17 protein-coding genes and 1 tRNA gene are annotated in these 13,815 nt (G+C 61.7%); 12 read left to right on the top strand and 6 right to left on the bottom strand.

Annotation, left to right across the window (positions count from 1 at the left end; genetic code table 11):
- Window positions 1-4 precede the first annotated feature (4 nt).
- The 6 genes from FJ970_RS21305 (at window position 5) to FJ970_RS21280 (ending at window position 2,881) form a co-directional block, all read left to right on the top strand.
- Window positions 5-520 carry a carbonic anhydrase gene (locus tag FJ970_RS21305; RefSeq protein WP_224593893.1) on the top strand — a complete coding sequence of 172 codons (516 nt, stop codon included), beginning with the start codon at window positions 5-7 and terminating at the stop codon, window positions 518-520.
- Complete coding sequence (locus FJ970_RS21300) at window positions 517-732, top strand: hypothetical protein (protein ID WP_140755064.1); 216 nt, start codon at window positions 517-519, stop codon at window positions 730-732. Before FJ970_RS21305 ends, FJ970_RS21300 begins: the two co-directional genes overlap by 4 nt.
- Before the next feature lie 32 nt (window positions 733-764).
- Complete coding sequence (locus FJ970_RS21295) at window positions 765-1,520, top strand: DUF4239 domain-containing protein (protein ID WP_140755062.1); 756 nt, start codon at window positions 765-767, stop codon at window positions 1,518-1,520.
- Between the two features lie 321 nt (window positions 1,521-1,841).
- Window positions 1,842-1,926: transfer RNA gene (locus FJ970_RS21290), tRNA-Leu, on the top strand.
- An 82-nt stretch (window positions 1,927-2,008) separates the two neighbouring features.
- Window positions 2,009-2,221, top strand: coding sequence for a hypothetical protein (locus tag FJ970_RS21285; RefSeq protein ID WP_140755060.1), 213 nt, complete (start codon window positions 2,009-2,011; stop codon window positions 2,219-2,221).
- A 291-nt stretch (window positions 2,222-2,512) separates the two neighbouring features.
- Window positions 2,513-2,881 (top strand): helix-turn-helix domain-containing protein, encoded by a 369-nt coding sequence (locus FJ970_RS21280; RefSeq protein ID WP_181178246.1) that lies wholly within the window; start codon window positions 2,513-2,515, stop codon window positions 2,879-2,881.
- Between the two features lie 389 nt (window positions 2,882-3,270).
- Here the strand turns inward: FJ970_RS21280 and FJ970_RS21275 are convergent, their stop codons facing one another.
- Complete coding sequence (locus FJ970_RS21275; RefSeq protein WP_227791867.1) at window positions 3,271-3,483, bottom strand: outer membrane protein; 213 nt, start codon at window positions 3,481-3,483, stop codon at window positions 3,271-3,273.
- Window positions 3,484-3,592: 109 nt separating this feature from the next.
- On the opposite strand from FJ970_RS21275, the gene ade reads away from it, so the two are divergent.
- On the top strand, window positions 3,593-5,410 hold the full coding sequence (ade, locus tag FJ970_RS21270) for an adenine deaminase (RefSeq protein ID WP_140755056.1): 1,818 nt from the start codon (window positions 3,593-3,595) through the stop codon (window positions 5,408-5,410).
- A gap of 23 nt (window positions 5,411-5,433) precedes the next feature.
- Here the strand turns inward: ade and FJ970_RS21265 are convergent, their stop codons facing one another.
- Together FJ970_RS21265 and FJ970_RS21260 are read right to left on the bottom strand one after the other, a co-directional pair.
- A complete protein-coding gene (locus FJ970_RS21265) occupies window positions 5,434-6,594 on the bottom strand; it encodes an alpha/beta hydrolase (RefSeq protein ID WP_140755054.1) in 1,161 nt (386 codons plus the stop codon).
- A 141-nt stretch (window positions 6,595-6,735) separates the two neighbouring features.
- Complete coding sequence (locus FJ970_RS21260) at window positions 6,736-7,809, bottom strand: alpha/beta hydrolase (protein ID WP_140755052.1); 1,074 nt, start codon at window positions 7,807-7,809, stop codon at window positions 6,736-6,738.
- Window positions 7,810-8,208: 399 nt separating this feature from the next.
- Here FJ970_RS21260 and ilvA point away from each other — a divergent pair, with 399 nt between their 5' ends.
- Complete coding sequence (gene ilvA, locus FJ970_RS21255; protein ID WP_140755050.1) at window positions 8,209-9,465, top strand: threonine ammonia-lyase IlvA; 1,257 nt, start codon at window positions 8,209-8,211, stop codon at window positions 9,463-9,465.
- Entirely contained in the window at window positions 9,462-10,016 is a 555-nt protein-coding gene (locus FJ970_RS21250) for a DUF1697 domain-containing protein (RefSeq protein ID WP_140755048.1), read from the top strand. Before ilvA ends, FJ970_RS21250 begins: the two co-directional genes overlap by 4 nt.
- A gap of 44 nt (window positions 10,017-10,060) precedes the next feature.
- Here FJ970_RS21250 and FJ970_RS21245 read toward each other — a convergent pair whose 3' ends face one another.
- Window positions 10,061-10,354 (bottom strand): DUF2218 domain-containing protein, encoded by a 294-nt coding sequence (locus FJ970_RS21245; protein WP_027145506.1) that lies wholly within the window; start codon window positions 10,352-10,354, stop codon window positions 10,061-10,063.
- Window positions 10,355-10,482: 128 nt separating this feature from the next.
- Window positions 10,483-10,923, bottom strand: coding sequence for a lactoylglutathione lyase (gloA, locus tag FJ970_RS21240; RefSeq protein WP_140755046.1), 441 nt, complete (start codon window positions 10,921-10,923; stop codon window positions 10,483-10,485).
- 216 nt (window positions 10,924-11,139) lie between these two features.
- Between gloA and FJ970_RS21235 the strand changes: the two genes are divergently transcribed.
- Genes FJ970_RS21235 through FJ970_RS21225 form a run of 3 tightly spaced genes read left to right on the top strand, consistent with a single transcriptional unit; the run spans window position 11,140 to window position 13,108 of the window.
- Window positions 11,140-11,736 carry a cold-shock protein gene (locus FJ970_RS21235; RefSeq protein ID WP_140755750.1) on the top strand — a complete coding sequence of 199 codons (597 nt, stop codon included), beginning with the start codon at window positions 11,140-11,142 and terminating at the stop codon, window positions 11,734-11,736.
- 23 nt (window positions 11,737-11,759) lie between these two features.
- Window positions 11,760-12,320: a DUF192 domain-containing protein gene (locus FJ970_RS21230; protein WP_140755044.1), complete on the top strand. Its 561-nt coding sequence runs from the start codon at window positions 11,760-11,762 to the stop codon at window positions 12,318-12,320.
- 20 nt (window positions 12,321-12,340) lie between these two features.
- Window positions 12,341-13,108 (top strand): alpha/beta fold hydrolase, encoded by a 768-nt coding sequence (locus FJ970_RS21225; protein ID WP_181178244.1) that lies wholly within the window; start codon window positions 12,341-12,343, stop codon window positions 13,106-13,108.
- A gap of 45 nt (window positions 13,109-13,153) precedes the next feature.
- Here the strand turns inward: FJ970_RS21225 and FJ970_RS21220 are convergent, their stop codons facing one another.
- Window positions 13,154-13,750, bottom strand: a complete 597-nt coding sequence (locus FJ970_RS21220; RefSeq protein ID WP_140755040.1) for a hypothetical protein — start codon at window positions 13,748-13,750, stop codon at window positions 13,154-13,156.
- Between the last annotated feature and the right edge of the window lie 65 nt (window positions 13,751-13,815).

Here is a 13,815-nt window from a genome sequence, read left to right as displayed (position 1 = left end):
CTCGATGGACCTTGCCGCGCAGCGAAACGCCGTCGCCGCACATCAGGCGCCCTGGGCCACGATCATCAGTTGCGCCGACAGTCGCGTTCCTCCGGAGCTGATTTTCGGCGGTCACGGCGTTGGAGAATTGTTCGTCGCCCGCAATGCCGGCAACCTTGTCGACACTGCGACGCTCGGTACCGTCGAATACGGGGCAGCGGTGCTCGGCTCACCCTTGATCGTGGTTCTGGCGCACACAAACTGCGGTGCCGTGAAGGCGGCGTGCGACGTGGTCACCAAGAACGCGACCTATCCTGGCGCGATCGGCCCGATGATCGAACCGATCCTGCCCGCGGCGATAGCAATGCGGAGCGCAGCGGGCGATTTCGTCGACAACACTGCCAAGGAGAGCGCGCGGAGGACCGCGAGGCGCCTTGCGGCCTCGAGCAAGGTGTTAGCCGGTCTCATTAAGGCGGGGAAGCTGAAGATAGTCGCGGCGATCTATGATCTGCAAACGGGTGCGGTGACCTACATCGAATGACACTCCCCGTCGTCGAGATCGAAGGCTCGGGGGATCTCGATGCGTTGGCGTCTGGCCTCAACGCTATTCCGACCCGGCTTAGGTCGAAGCCCGAACAGGTCGACAGAACTATCGCGGCGGGCCGCGAGGCGGTGCGCGTCAACCCGCCCCTGCAGCAGGCGTCCGGCAAGGCGCAAGGACGCGCCGGAATCGTGATGGCGGTCATCAACTGACGATCTTGCCATTGCCCATCGGAATGAGTGGCATGCGCGAAGCTTTCATCGCAACGGCAATCTTCCTGTGCCTGACTACGGCCGCGCTTGCCAGCACGGCTATATGGCCAAAACTGCTGGCCAAACATCGTGACGACGACACGAGCACCGTGGTTCGGCACGCCGCGAACCTGTTCGGGGTCATGACCTCGCTGATGCTCGGGCTGATGATCAATTCGGCCAAGAACACCTTTGAATCGATCGACCACAATGTCCACGCCTACGCGACCGAGTTGATCCTGCTCGACAGGACCTTGCGGCAATATGGCCCGCAAACCGACACGGTACGCCAGCCGCTGGTCGTCTACTTGCAGCGGGTGGCGGGCGATGCCTCGCCGACCAGCGAGACGCTGGTCGCCGCCAACCGGCTCTCTGAGCAGTTGCTGGCGGAAATCGGCACCCGGCTGAGTGCGCTGGCGCCGCCCGACGACGCGCATGGCTTCATTGTGCAGGATGCCCGCCAGCATTTGCAGAAAGTGCTGGAACTGCGCTGGGTGCTGATCGAGCAGTCGGAGGGCACGATTCCAGTGCCTCTGATCACGCTCCTGGTTACCTGGCTGGTGCTGATCTTCGCCAGCTTCGGCTTCAGGGCGCCACGCAATACGATCACCATTTCGACCTACCTGGTGTCGGCGGCTTTGGTTGCCGGGGCGATCTATCTGATCTTCGATATGGACGTGGCCTTTTCCGGCCCGATCCAGATCTCGATGGCTCCGCTGGAGAGGGCACTATCCGAGTTACAGCAGTGATCCGCAGCCGGTAGCCGCGCCGGGCTAAATGACGTTGCGGCGGTTCAACAGAGCAAATCCAACAAATTTGAAGATTTTTGCTGGTGCGGACGACGGGAATCGAACCCGTACGATCAGAGATCGAGGGATTTTAAGTCCCTCTTTTTCTGCGGTGCCTCCCGCTCAACAGTCTGGAAAACCGGGACTTCGAGCTGATGGTGACGTCCGGTTTTCTCCCACATGCGTGGGAAATCCCCACGATATTTCCCACACAATCAAGTGTGCGAGCCTGCTCCCTTGCTCTTTGCAAAATCCCACACCACGCGTACATGTGCGGGCACTGCGGGCGTGGTGAAATTGGTATACACACCGGACTTAAAATCCGGAGGCCTCGGCCATGCGGGTTCAAGTCCCGCCGCCCGCACCATGCTTCCCATAGGATCGAACGCATCACGGCACGGAGGCAATTTGAGCATGGCTAGGCGACCAACGAGCAACTGAAGGACGGCATGACGAAGGCGGAAATCGAACGCGACATTACGCCAGATGAGGCTTATCGGGCTTTCGATACTACCATCATGCATGTGTCCCCCGAGGTGGCTCAGCGCGTGGCCCTCGAAAATGAAGCGGCCGAGAGCAGCAGTACTGACTTAGCTAGGAACTTCACCAAGTTAACCGGATCGTTAGGAAGCCAGCTTGGCCTGTTGCGGCGGCGCTTTTGAACCACTTGCACCCGTTTGGTGAGCGGCATTGCAAACGGGGTTGTTGGCCTTGTTCGCCCAGATGATCCAACTCGTGAGGGTTGGCGTGAACCAGTCCCGTCGAGAGTTGAGGATCTCGGAGAACCGGGGCTCCCGTATCGATTATCCTTCAATGATTTCAATAGTATGCAGTTTATTCGCCCAACTGCGGGTTGTGGTCTGAGTGGCCATCGTCCATGTTTGGGGAACTGCGTCATCGTTGATGGCCGATGCAATCCAATGACAAAATCAACCAAACAGGAGGTAGATCGGGTGTCCGACACCACGAATATTTTTGAACAGTCCCCGGATTTCGACACCTTCGGCGGGCGCCTTTCGAGGGCCCGTGATGCGAGCGGTCTGAGTGTCAAAGAGCTTGCATGGCAATTGAGTGTCAATATGTCGACAATCAATGCTTGGGAGAGCGATCGTTCGCAACCAAGTTCACACCGGCTGTTCAATATCACCGGACTCCTCGGTGTAAGCCTATCGTGGCTGCTCCACGGCATCGGTATCGGGCCTGCGGAAGACGATTTTGAAAGCCCAATGGACGCATTTTCGGAGCAATTGACCAAACTGAGGGCTCTGCATTCTGATACTGGACGGCTCATCCGCCAAATGCAGCAGCAAATGGAAGGATAGCGGCACGAAATCAAAATCAGGCCGCTAGAGGGATGTCTTCGCTAGTGTAACGGGTGTGTGTGGGATTTTAAGTCCCTTGCGTCTACCAATTCCGCCACGTCCGCAGGCCAGCCCTTTTCAGACGCCAGACAAAGCCCGTCAAGTCGTGTTCTGCGGTGGCCGAACCCGCAACCCAGAGGAGGTGGCGTAGGGATACTGGTGCGATCGCGGAATTATCCGCGCCGCGAGCATCGATAAATATCTGGGTGGCGGATCTGATCCGCCTAAGGCCGGCGCCTCTCAAGCCCAACCCATCCCCCCGCCCACTTGGGGGCGCCGGGCGCCCTTTTCCAACAAGTATAGCTGCAGGCGCTTGCGCTTGGCCCGTGAACGTCACCAGTGGGCGATACTCAGAACTTGCAGCTGAGATTGATGCCGACCGTGTTCGGTTGCACGCTCTGATCGCGGTCGTTGAAGGGGGCCGGCGCCTCGTGGTTCTCCGAGCCGAAATCGTAATAGCGATATTGCGCGCCGACGACGAACTTGTCGGTCAGCGCGTAGTCGACGCCCACGCCCACGGTCCAGCCGACATTTGCCGAGCGGATTTCAGCCGGCGACGCCAAGGTCGAAGTCGACGTGGAAGAGTAATCCGGCGATCTCCAGGCAAATCCATTCTTCCTCGCTGGCCAAAACGCCGCCGGCTTGGCACAGTCGGGCAAACAGGAGTCTTTGATGGCCAGGAAGCCGCCCGCCCGCGCGACGAAACCCAAACCGTGGACCGAAATGGCGACCGATCTGGTCGATGTCGCGATGGGCCGCAAACCCGCCGATCTCGTCATTCGCAACGGACGCTGGGTGAACGTCCATTCGGGCGAAATCATCGCCGGCACCGACATCGCCATATCGGGCGGCCGGTTCGCCTATTGCGGGCCGAATGCCAGCCACACGATCGGGCAGGGCAGCAAGGTGGTCGATGCGGGCGGACGCTATCTCGTGCCCGGGCTTTGCGACGCGCACATGCATGTCGAGAGCGGCATGGTGACGGTCACCGAATTTTGCCGCGCCGTCATCCCGCACGGCACCACCTCGATGTTCATCGATCCGCACGAGATCGCCAATGTGCTAGGCCTGCCGGGCGTGCGGCTGATGCATGACGAGGCCGTGGCGATGCCCATCAACGTGCATGTGCAGATGCCGTCCTGCGTGCCCTCGGCGCCTGGGCTCGAACATGCCGGTGCCGAACTGACGGTCGCCGATGTCGCGGAGGCGATGAGCTGGGAAAACATCATCGGACTTGGCGAGGTGATGAATTTCCCCGGCGTCGCCGCCAACGATCCGGTGATGTCTGGCGAGATCGCCGCGACGGTGAAGGCCGGCAAGACGGTTGGCGGGCATTATGCCTCGCGCGATCTTGGTCTGCCATTCCACGGCTATGTCGCCGGCGGACCCGAGGATGATCACGAGGGCACGCGCGCCGAGGACGCCATTGCACGCGTGCGCCAGGGCATGAAGGCGATGCTGCGGCTCGGCTCGGCCTGGTACGACGTTGCCTCACAGATCAAGGCGGTGACGGAAAGCGGCATCGATTCGCGCAACTTCATCCTGTGCACCGACGACAGCCATTCAGGCACGCTGGTGCATGAGGGGCACATGGACCGGGTGGTGCGCCACGCCATCAGCCAAGGTCTGAAGCCGGTGACCGCGATCCAGATGGCAACGCTCAACACCGCCCAGCATTTCAAGCTGGAACGCGAGATCGGTTCGATCGCGCCGGGGCGGTTGGCCGACCTGCTGATCGTTTCCGATCTCACCGCAATGCGCATCGACGAGGTCTATGCGCGCGGCGTCAGGCTGGCCAAGGGCGGCAGGCTCGACATCGATATTCCGGCCTATGACTATCCGAAGACGGCGAAGAACACCGTCAAGTTGGGCAAGAAACTGAAGGCCGGCGATTTCGATATCGCGGCGCCCAAGGGTGCCAACGAAGTGCGGGTGCGGGTGATCGGCGTCATCGAGAACCAGGCACCCACGCGCGCGCTGGAGGCCGATCTGCCGGTCGAGGATGGGCTGGTCGCCATGGATCGCCGCAACGACATATGCCAGATCGCGCTGGTCGAGCGGCACAGGGGCACGGGTGGCGTCACCAATGCCTTCGTCTCAGGTTTCGGCTACATGGCCGACTGCGCCATGGCCTCCAGCGTGGCCCACGACGCCCATCACATCATCTGCGTTGGCACCAATAAGCAGGACATGGCGCTGGCCGTGAACCGACTGGGGGAAGTCGGCGGCGGCGTCGTGCTGTTCTCCAAGGGCAAGGAACTGGCGCTGGTCGAAATGCCGATCGCCGGGCTGATGTCGGACGAGCGCGCCGAGATCGTCGCCGCCAAGGCTGAGAAACTGACCGAGGCAATGCGCAAGATGGGCTGTTCCCTGAACAACGCCTATATGCAGCACTCGCTGCTGGCGCTGGTGGTCATTCCGGAGTTGAGAATTTCCGATGTCGGGCTGATCGACGTGACGACGTTCCAGAAGGTCGATCTGTTTGTCTGAGAAAGGCCGTCCGCTCTTGGTGCTTACCCGCCGGCGGCGATGGTCAGCACCTTGAACGGCGTCGTGATGATGACTTCGGCGGCGGAGCCGACGGCCTTTCCCAAGCCTTGGCCGATATTGCTGAGCTGTGCCGGGTCTTCGTCGGCGGCGAGGCCCGCTGGCGTGCGCAGCCTGTCGCCGAGCAATTGCACCAGGAACGGGTTGTCGGCGAATTTGGCGTGGTTGAGGCCGCCGTCGCCACCCTTGGTCTTGGTCAGGTCGACGACGGCCACGCCGTAGGAGGCGAGATCGGCGGCATTGCCATAGTCGCCGACGCGCGGCTTGTCGCCGGAGATAAACGAGGACAATTTGAGAGCCCGGTCGTCGCCCGAAAGCAGCACGGCGAACGGCTTGTCGGGTTTGCCATAACGGGTCATCTGCTTCTTGAACACGTCGACGTCGATGTCCGGCGAGGCAAGGATGACATAACCCAACTTGCCGCCGAGATCGCGGTCGCCGGTGATGGCGAGTTGGCGCAGCGCCTCCATCGTCAGCCAGGTTCCCATCGAATGGGCGATGATGTCGATGCTCTTGACCCGCGTCTTGGCGAGCATCCTGAGCGTTGCCTCGAGATCGTCACGGGCGGCGGTGGAACTGTCCTTGTCGTAGATATAGCCCGTCGTCTTGGCGCTCGACGCCCACGAGAACAGCACTGGCGTACCCGGATATTTCGTGTCGTGGGCGATCTGCGTCAGCCGGTAGATGCCGTCGTCGAAACCATTGTTGAAGCCATGCACGAAAACCAGCGCACGGTCGCCGCGCCTGGCGATGTCGGCGCCGACCGCCTTGGCGAATTGCGGCGCGCCTTCGTAGAAGGTGACGTCCCTGGCCGTGAAATCCTTGGCCGGGTTGCTGTTGGCCGAACCCTTGGCGCGCTCGATGTTGCCGACCTGATGGCTCTTCGGAACCGTGACATCGACCTGCGCGAAGCTGGTGGTCGGGGAGCGGTCGCCGTCGAAGACCTGCCGTGGGTCCTTCACCGCCTTCTGGCGGGTGGTGGCGACGAATATTTCATGGGTGGCCGCAATATCGGACGCCGGCACGGTGATCGTCGTCTTGTTGAGCAGATCATGCGTTTTTCCGGCGCAGCCAGCGACCAGCAGCGCGAACGCAACGACACCAAAACTCTTCAAGCGCAAGGCCACGCGTCGGCTCCCGCATAGGGGACGTCAAACGCATGACGTCGCTCGATACTCCGATAAGGCCATAGGCGGGCGTGGTCCAGTTCAAAGTGGACCAATGGTTCGGCGATGGTGAACAGGCACGGCGAAACCCGCGAGCCGCATCTATTGTCCAAGCAGGCTGATGCGGTCGGTCACGTCCCGGTCGCTGGCGAAGCCATCGTCCTCGCGCAGCCGCTGGCCGATCATCTTCACCAGTGCCGGATTGTCGGCGAATTTCGTGTGGTTGAAGCTGTCGCTGCCTTTGACCTTGGAGAGATCGACGACCGTCACGCCGTAGGAGGCAAGGTCCGCCGCATCCTTGTAGTCGCCGACGCGCGGCCGCGCGCCGGCGATCAGGCCGGACAACCTCAGCGCGCGGTCGTCGTCCGACAACAGCAGGATGAACGGCTTGTCGGGCTTGCCGTAGCGGCGCATCTGGCTCTTGAACACATCGACATCGATGTCGGGAGAGGCCAACACCACGTCGCCGAGCTTGCCGCCAAGATCGCGATCGCCGCTGATGGCCATCTGGCGCAGCGTTTCCATTGTCACCCAGGTTCCCATCGAATGGGCGACAATGTCGATGCGCCGCGCACCGGACTGCTGCAGCATTCGCAAGGTCACTTCGAGCTGGTCACGGGCGGCGCTGGCGCTTTCCTTGTCATAGACATAGTCGGTGGTCTTGGCGCCCGAGGCCCAGGAGAACAGCACCGGCGTCCCCGGATAGCCGGAATCATGGACGATCTGGGTCAAGCGGTAGACGGCGTCGTCGAAGCCAGTGTTGTAGCCATGGACGAAGACCATCACGCGGCCGCCGCGCGCCGCTATGTCGGCGTTGAGCGCGCTGGAGAATTTCGGCTGGGTGTCGTAGCCGACGACCTCGGAAGCCATGAAATACTTGGCCGGATCATCCGACTTGCCGCGTGAGCGCCGCTCGATCTGGCCGGTCGTGTGGAGCCCCGGGACGGTGACGTTGACGCGGGCGTAGTTCAGCGTCGCCGAGCGTTCGCCGTCGAAAACCTTGTTGGGGTCGTCGGAGGGCTTGCGGGTCGTGGCAATGAAGATCGAGTGGTTGCCGGCGATTTCCGTCACCGGCGCGGACATGACCGCGCTGCCGAGCAGTTCCTCGGTTTTGTGGCCGCCGCAGCCTGCCACCAGCAAGGCAAGCGCAAGAATGCAAATCGTCTTCAAATGCACGTCAAAAAATTCCACTCGAGCCCAAAAAGGGCCATCCACCCTCCGCGATATCTCCCCAGCAGGCGAAGTGCGGCGGAAGTAAGTCGTGTCCAGCCAAAATGCGGTCGGCGCTTCGCGACGGTCATCGCACTGTTGCGCGAAAGCCAAAGCGGCGGCGAGGCCGTACCATCACAGAGGGCAGGCACCGGCATCTCGGCCGGATGTCGAATTCAGGCGTCCACCAATGCGCGTGCTCGGCGCGACGCGAGAAGCATGAACAAACGTCCCCAAGTACTTGCTGGCATTTCGGGAAGGCGCCTTTGCGGGCGTGGGGCTCGGCCGGGCAATGGTCTTGCCGGGCCGGATGTGTAATAGGGTTGTGGTCTAACTCGCCCGCGGGCGATCCGGGATGATCCTGCCATGACCACCTTTTCCTCGCGCGTCGCCACCGCCGCCTCCGCGATCCGCCAGATCTTCCCGGAGACACCGCTGCAGGAAAATGACTATCTGTCGAAAAAGACAGGCGCGCGGGTGCTGTTGAAGCGCGAGGATTTGAGTCCCGTGCGGTCCTACAAGATCCGTGGCGCCTTCAACTTCTTCCGCAAGGCGCTTGGCGAAGGCAACCAGGCGGAGCTGTTTGTCTGCGCGTCCGCCGGCAACCATGCGCAGGGCTTTGCCTTCGTCTGCCGCCATTTCGGCAAGAAGGGCGTGGTCTTCATGCCGGTGACGACCCCGCAGCAGAAGATCGACAAGACCAGGCTGTTTGGCGGCGATTTCGTCGAGATCAGGCTGGTCGGCGATTTTTTCGACGACTGCTATCGCGCCGCCTTCGACTTCACCGAAAGCTCCGGTGCCCATATGGTGCCGCCCTTCGACCACAAGGATATCATCGAGGGCCAGGCGACGGTCGCCTATGAGATCGCGGACCAGATGCCGGGCGCGCGCATGCCCGACATCGTCATGCTTCCGGTGGGTGGCGGCGGTCTGGCTGCCGGGGTCACGCACTATTTCGCCGATCAGGGCCGAGAGGCGCGGTTCGTCTTTTGCGAGCCGGCCGGCGCGCCGAGCCTGCGCGAGAGCCTTGCGGCGGGAAAACGGCTGAAGCTCGCCAAGGTCGACAACTTCGTCGACGGCGCGGCGGTCGCCGAGATCGGCCGCGAACCTTTGCGCTATCTCAGGGAGTTCGCCGCCGACAGCGTGCGGCTGGTCCCGGAGAACCGGCTCTGCGCGACCATGATCGAGATGCTCAACGTCGAAGGCGTGGTCCTGGAGCCCGCCGGCGCGCTGGCGATCGATGCGCTGAAGGATTTTTCCAGGAAGGAGATCCGGGGCAAGACCATCGTCGCCGTGGTATCCGGGGGCAATTTCGATTTCGAGCGGCTGCCGGACGTCAAGGAACGGGCGCTGCGCTTCGAAGGCCTGAAGAAATACTTCATCATCCGCTTTCCGCAGCGGCCGGGCGCGTTGCGCGACTTCCTCGAAATGCTGGGCCCGGACGACGACATCGCGCGCTTCGAATATCTGAAGAAATCGGCGCGCAATTTTGGCTCGGTCCTGATCGGCATCGAAACCAAGGATCGCCGCAATTTCGATCTGCTCAAGGCGAATTTCGAGGCCGAGGGCGTCCAGTATCAGGACATCACCGACAATGAGACGTTGGCGGGTTTCATCATATGAGCGGAAAGATCTTCATCGCCCTGTTTTCCGGCATCAATGTCGGCGGCAACCGCATTGTCAGGATGGCGGAGTTGCGGTCGTTCTTCGAGGGTCTCGGTTTTTCCGATGTCTCCACCTACGTGCAGAGCGGCAATGCCGTGTTCCGGGCTGACAAGGGCGACGCCGCCGTGCTGACCAAACAGATCGAGGCGGCTTTCGAGAAGAAATGGGGTTTCCATTCGCGCATCATGGTGCGCGATTTCGAATGGCTCGAACGGCTGGTTCGCGAAAATCCCTATCCGGAAGCGGCCGCTGACCACACGAAGCTCCACGCCTATGCGCTGGAGCGTGAGCCGACCGCCGAAGAGGTGGCGCGGCTGGCTGAAAAGTGCACTGGCCCGGAGCGTTTCGAGGTCAAGGGCGATGTGCTCTATCTCAGCGCGCCGGACGGGCTCGGCAAATCGGTGTTCGCCAACCTCATTCCGCGCACGTTGAAAGTGCCGGGCACGGCCCGCAATTGGCGATCGATGCTGGCGCTGCTGGAGATGGCGGGCAAGTCCGGTAGCGATTGATCCATGCGTCTCGCCGGAAATGCCTGGCAACACGCATGAACGCGCTACGCCGCCTCTGCGCGTTTCCAGTCGAAAGCCAATTCTTCGCGGAACGCAAAGCGTTTGATGTGGTCGGCAACGACGCTTTCGAGGCGCTCGATCGAAGCGGACTCGTCCGTCGATACCGTGATGTGCAGCGCTGCCCCGTCGGCGTCCATGACCGTGCGGCCGAGTGAAAGGTCGATGACGCCGTGATTGGGGTCGAACTCGACGGGAAACTTGTGCGCCCAATGCTTGCACAACTGCTGCAGATAGCGGCTTGCGTGCGCCGTGGAGACATTGGCGTGGCTGGTCGGCATGAAGGGTTCTCCAAAGCTCGATCTCTTGGCTGGCGCTGCTCTTCAGGGCAGGCGCCATCGCCGCATAGATAGGCACAATTTAGCGAAACACCATGGAGTGGCCGCCGGCCACTCGAAAAGGTGATCGATTACCAGCTTCCGGTATTCGCCATCGACGCCCACGGTTCCGCCTTGGCCTTGGCCGGGCCTTTCTGCAGAAGCTCGATGGAGATGCCGTCCGGCGACCTGATAAAGGCCATGTTGCCGTCGCGCGGCGGCCGGTTGATGGTGACGCCATTGTCCATCAGTCGCTGGCACGTGGCATAGATGTCGTCGACTTCGTAGGCGAGGTGGCCGAAATTGCGCCCGCCCTTGTAGTCTTCCGGATCCCAATTGTAGGTGAGTTCGACCAGCGGCGCTTTCTCGTTGATGCCGCTCTGCTCGTCTTCCGGCGCGGCCAGGAAGATCAGCGTGAAGCGGCCCTGCTCGCTTTCATGGCGGCGAACTTCCTTCAGCCCGAGCTTGTTGCAGTAGAAATCGAGCGAGGCATCGACATCGGCGACGCGGACCATGGTGTGCAGATAGCGCATGTGTTTTCCTCGATCTGTTGGGTTGCGGCGCAACATAGGGTCGGCCCGGTCAAAGGGCAATCGTTCGGGTCAGGCAGCGCCGGCAAAGAACAAATCCGGTATTCCCGCAATGAACCGTGAAAAAAGGCACGTCAGGTCTTGCACACACCGGAAGCCGCGGTGTTAATCTGGTGTCAAGAATCAGTTGCGGTGTTCTTGAATAAAGGGGGCATTCTTATGGGGGAAAAGGCCTCTTTGACGGGGCGGGCCAATACCCTTGGCGACGCTTTGACGCGCGACGAAGGCGGCGATTCCGCCGACCTGACCGAAATTTCCGGCGCCATCAAGTGGTTCGATGTGGCCAAGGGCTATGGTTTCATCCTTCCGGATGATGGTGTTTCGGGCGATATCCTCCTCCATGTGACATGTCTGCGACGGGACGGCTTCCAGACAGCCTTGGAAGGCGCGCGCGTGGTCTGTCTTGTGAAGCAGGGCGAGCGCGGGCTGCAGGCGTTCCGTGTGCTTTCCATGGATGTCACCACCGCCGTCCATCCCGCCGAAATGCAGGAGCAGCGCACCCATGTCTCGGTAACGCCGGAGAGTGGGCTCGAACGCGCTTTGGTCAAATGGTTCAACCGCACCAAAGGGTTTGGCTTCCTGACGCGCGGCGAGGGCACCGAGGATATTTTCGTCCATATGGAGACCTTGCGCCGCTACGGCATCACCGAGCTTCGGCCGGGGCAAGTCGTGCTTGTCCGTTTCGGCCGCGGTGACAAAGGCCTTATGGCCGCCGAAATTCACCCCGATATGGGCACCTTGCCGGTCTCGCACTAGGGCGATCCGGCCGAGGATTTCATATGACACACAGGAACAGGCTGACGGCGGGCGTGATGTGCGCTGTGGCTGCCGTCATGGTCGCCGCCGCATTCTTCTATTTCCAGGTACCCAGCGCCGCCGATGGCCAGGCGATGATCCTTCCGGTCGATCCCGCGCCGCTGGTCGCCGTGACCAAAAACGGTAAACGCTCCTTCTCGATCGAAGTCGCCGATACCGAGGCCGAGCGTGAGGCCGGCCTGATGTTTCGCGAGGACATGGCCGCCAATCATGGCATGCTGTTCGTTTTCGACGAGACGCGCGACGTCAGTTTCTGGATGAAGAATACGCCGATGCCGCTTGATCTGATCTTTGTCGGCCAGGACGGCAGGATCCGCGCAATCAAGCAGGGCGAGCCGCAATCCGAGGCGATCGTCTCGCCGGGCGAGCCGGTCCGCTTCGTGCTTGAACTCAAGGCAGGCACTGCCGCCAGGGACGGCATCGCGGACGGCGATCTGCTGCGCCATCCGGCGATAGGCACCGCATCCGGCCCTGGCATGCCGCCCGCGGACAAGGGCGATTCTCCGAACGTCGATTCCGACTGAGCGCCAGGGATCGCTTTCCGATGCAGTTTTTCTCCCATGACGGGTTCGATCTAGCCTTCCTCGACCGCCAGCCGGCATCGGGTGAGGGCGATCCGGTGCTCATGATTCATGGCTTCGCCTCGAGCCACTATGTCAACTGGGTGTCGCCCGGCTGGTTCAAGACGCTCAGCGATGCCGGCTATCGCGCCATCGCCTTCGACAATCGCGGCCACGGCTCGTCGTCCAAGAGTTACGACGAGGCCGATTATACGCCCGCGAAAATGGCTTCGGACGCGGCAGCCCTGCTCGATCATCTCGGCATCGAGCGGGCCCATGTCATGGGCTATTCGATGGGCGCGCGCATTGCGGCCTTCCTGGCACTGTCCGATCCGGACAAGGTGGCGACGTTGGTCTTTGGCGGCCTCGGCATCGGCATGATCGATGGGGTAGGCGATTGGGATCCGATTGCCGCCGCCCTCCTTGCCGAGGATCCGGCCGCGACCACCCATCCACGCGGCCGCTCTTTTCGTGCCTTCGCCGACCAGACCCGCAGCGACCGCCGGGCGCTTGCCGCCTGCATCGTCACGTCACGGGAATTGCTTGGTGAAGAGGATATTGCCCGCATCGCCCAGCCGACGCTGGTCGCGGTCGGTACCACCGACGACATTGGCGGATCGCCGGACGAGCTTGCGGCGCTGATGCCCAACGCCAGGGCCTTCCACATCGAGGGCCGCGACCATATGCTGGCCGTCGGAGACAAGACCTTCAAGCAACGTGTGCTGGAGTTCTACGCCGAAAATCCGCTCTGACGCGCCGGTTTCTTGAGACGAAGCGCCTCGGATCGCGAAATTGACCTAGGACAAGGTCTCCAGCGACCGCGCCATGTTCAGCCTTGCCTTTGGTTCGAAGCGCTGCCTAAACTCCTGCGTGAGAAAAATATGCGGACGGGCAAGGAAGCTTTTTAGCACCGCGCCGCGTCCGGCACGCCATATCGGCTCCTCCACCCAGTCATATTCGCGGCGAACCGCGCGTTCATAGGCATCGAACGCAACCGGATCAGCGCCTAGGATCGAAAGATCCATGTCGAGAAACAGGCTGGCGTCGCGTGTCGCCGCAGCGTCGTCGAAAGGCGGCAACTGGTGCGTGGCGGTGGCGAGGATCATCGCGCTGATGCGCTTCAGGCGGGCGGCATCGGTGCGGCCCGCGAGCTTTTGCTCGGCAAGGGCGGCACTTTGCGCCTCATTGTCCTTGGCCCTGCTGTCGTAGATGGCGTCGTGGAACCAGATCGCCGCTTCGACGGCTTCAGGGTCGTCCAGTTCTCCCTGATAGTCGCGAGCCAGCGCCAGCATTGCCTCGATATGCGCAAGGCCGTGATAGTGGCGTTCCTCGGCGGCGTAGAGCGCCGAAAGCTCGGTTTTCAGCGCGTCGTCGATCAGGGGTTCGTTTTCCATGGCTGCTTGAATTCCCGCGAACCAAATCCATTTGACACAGCACTAAGGAAAATTGAGTTCAATCG

The organism is Mesorhizobium sp. B2-1-8 (genome assembly GCF_006442545.2).
Lineage (GTDB): Bacteria > Pseudomonadota > Alphaproteobacteria > Rhizobiales > Rhizobiaceae > Mesorhizobium.
This window is presented reverse-complemented; position numbering and strand designations above follow the sequence as displayed.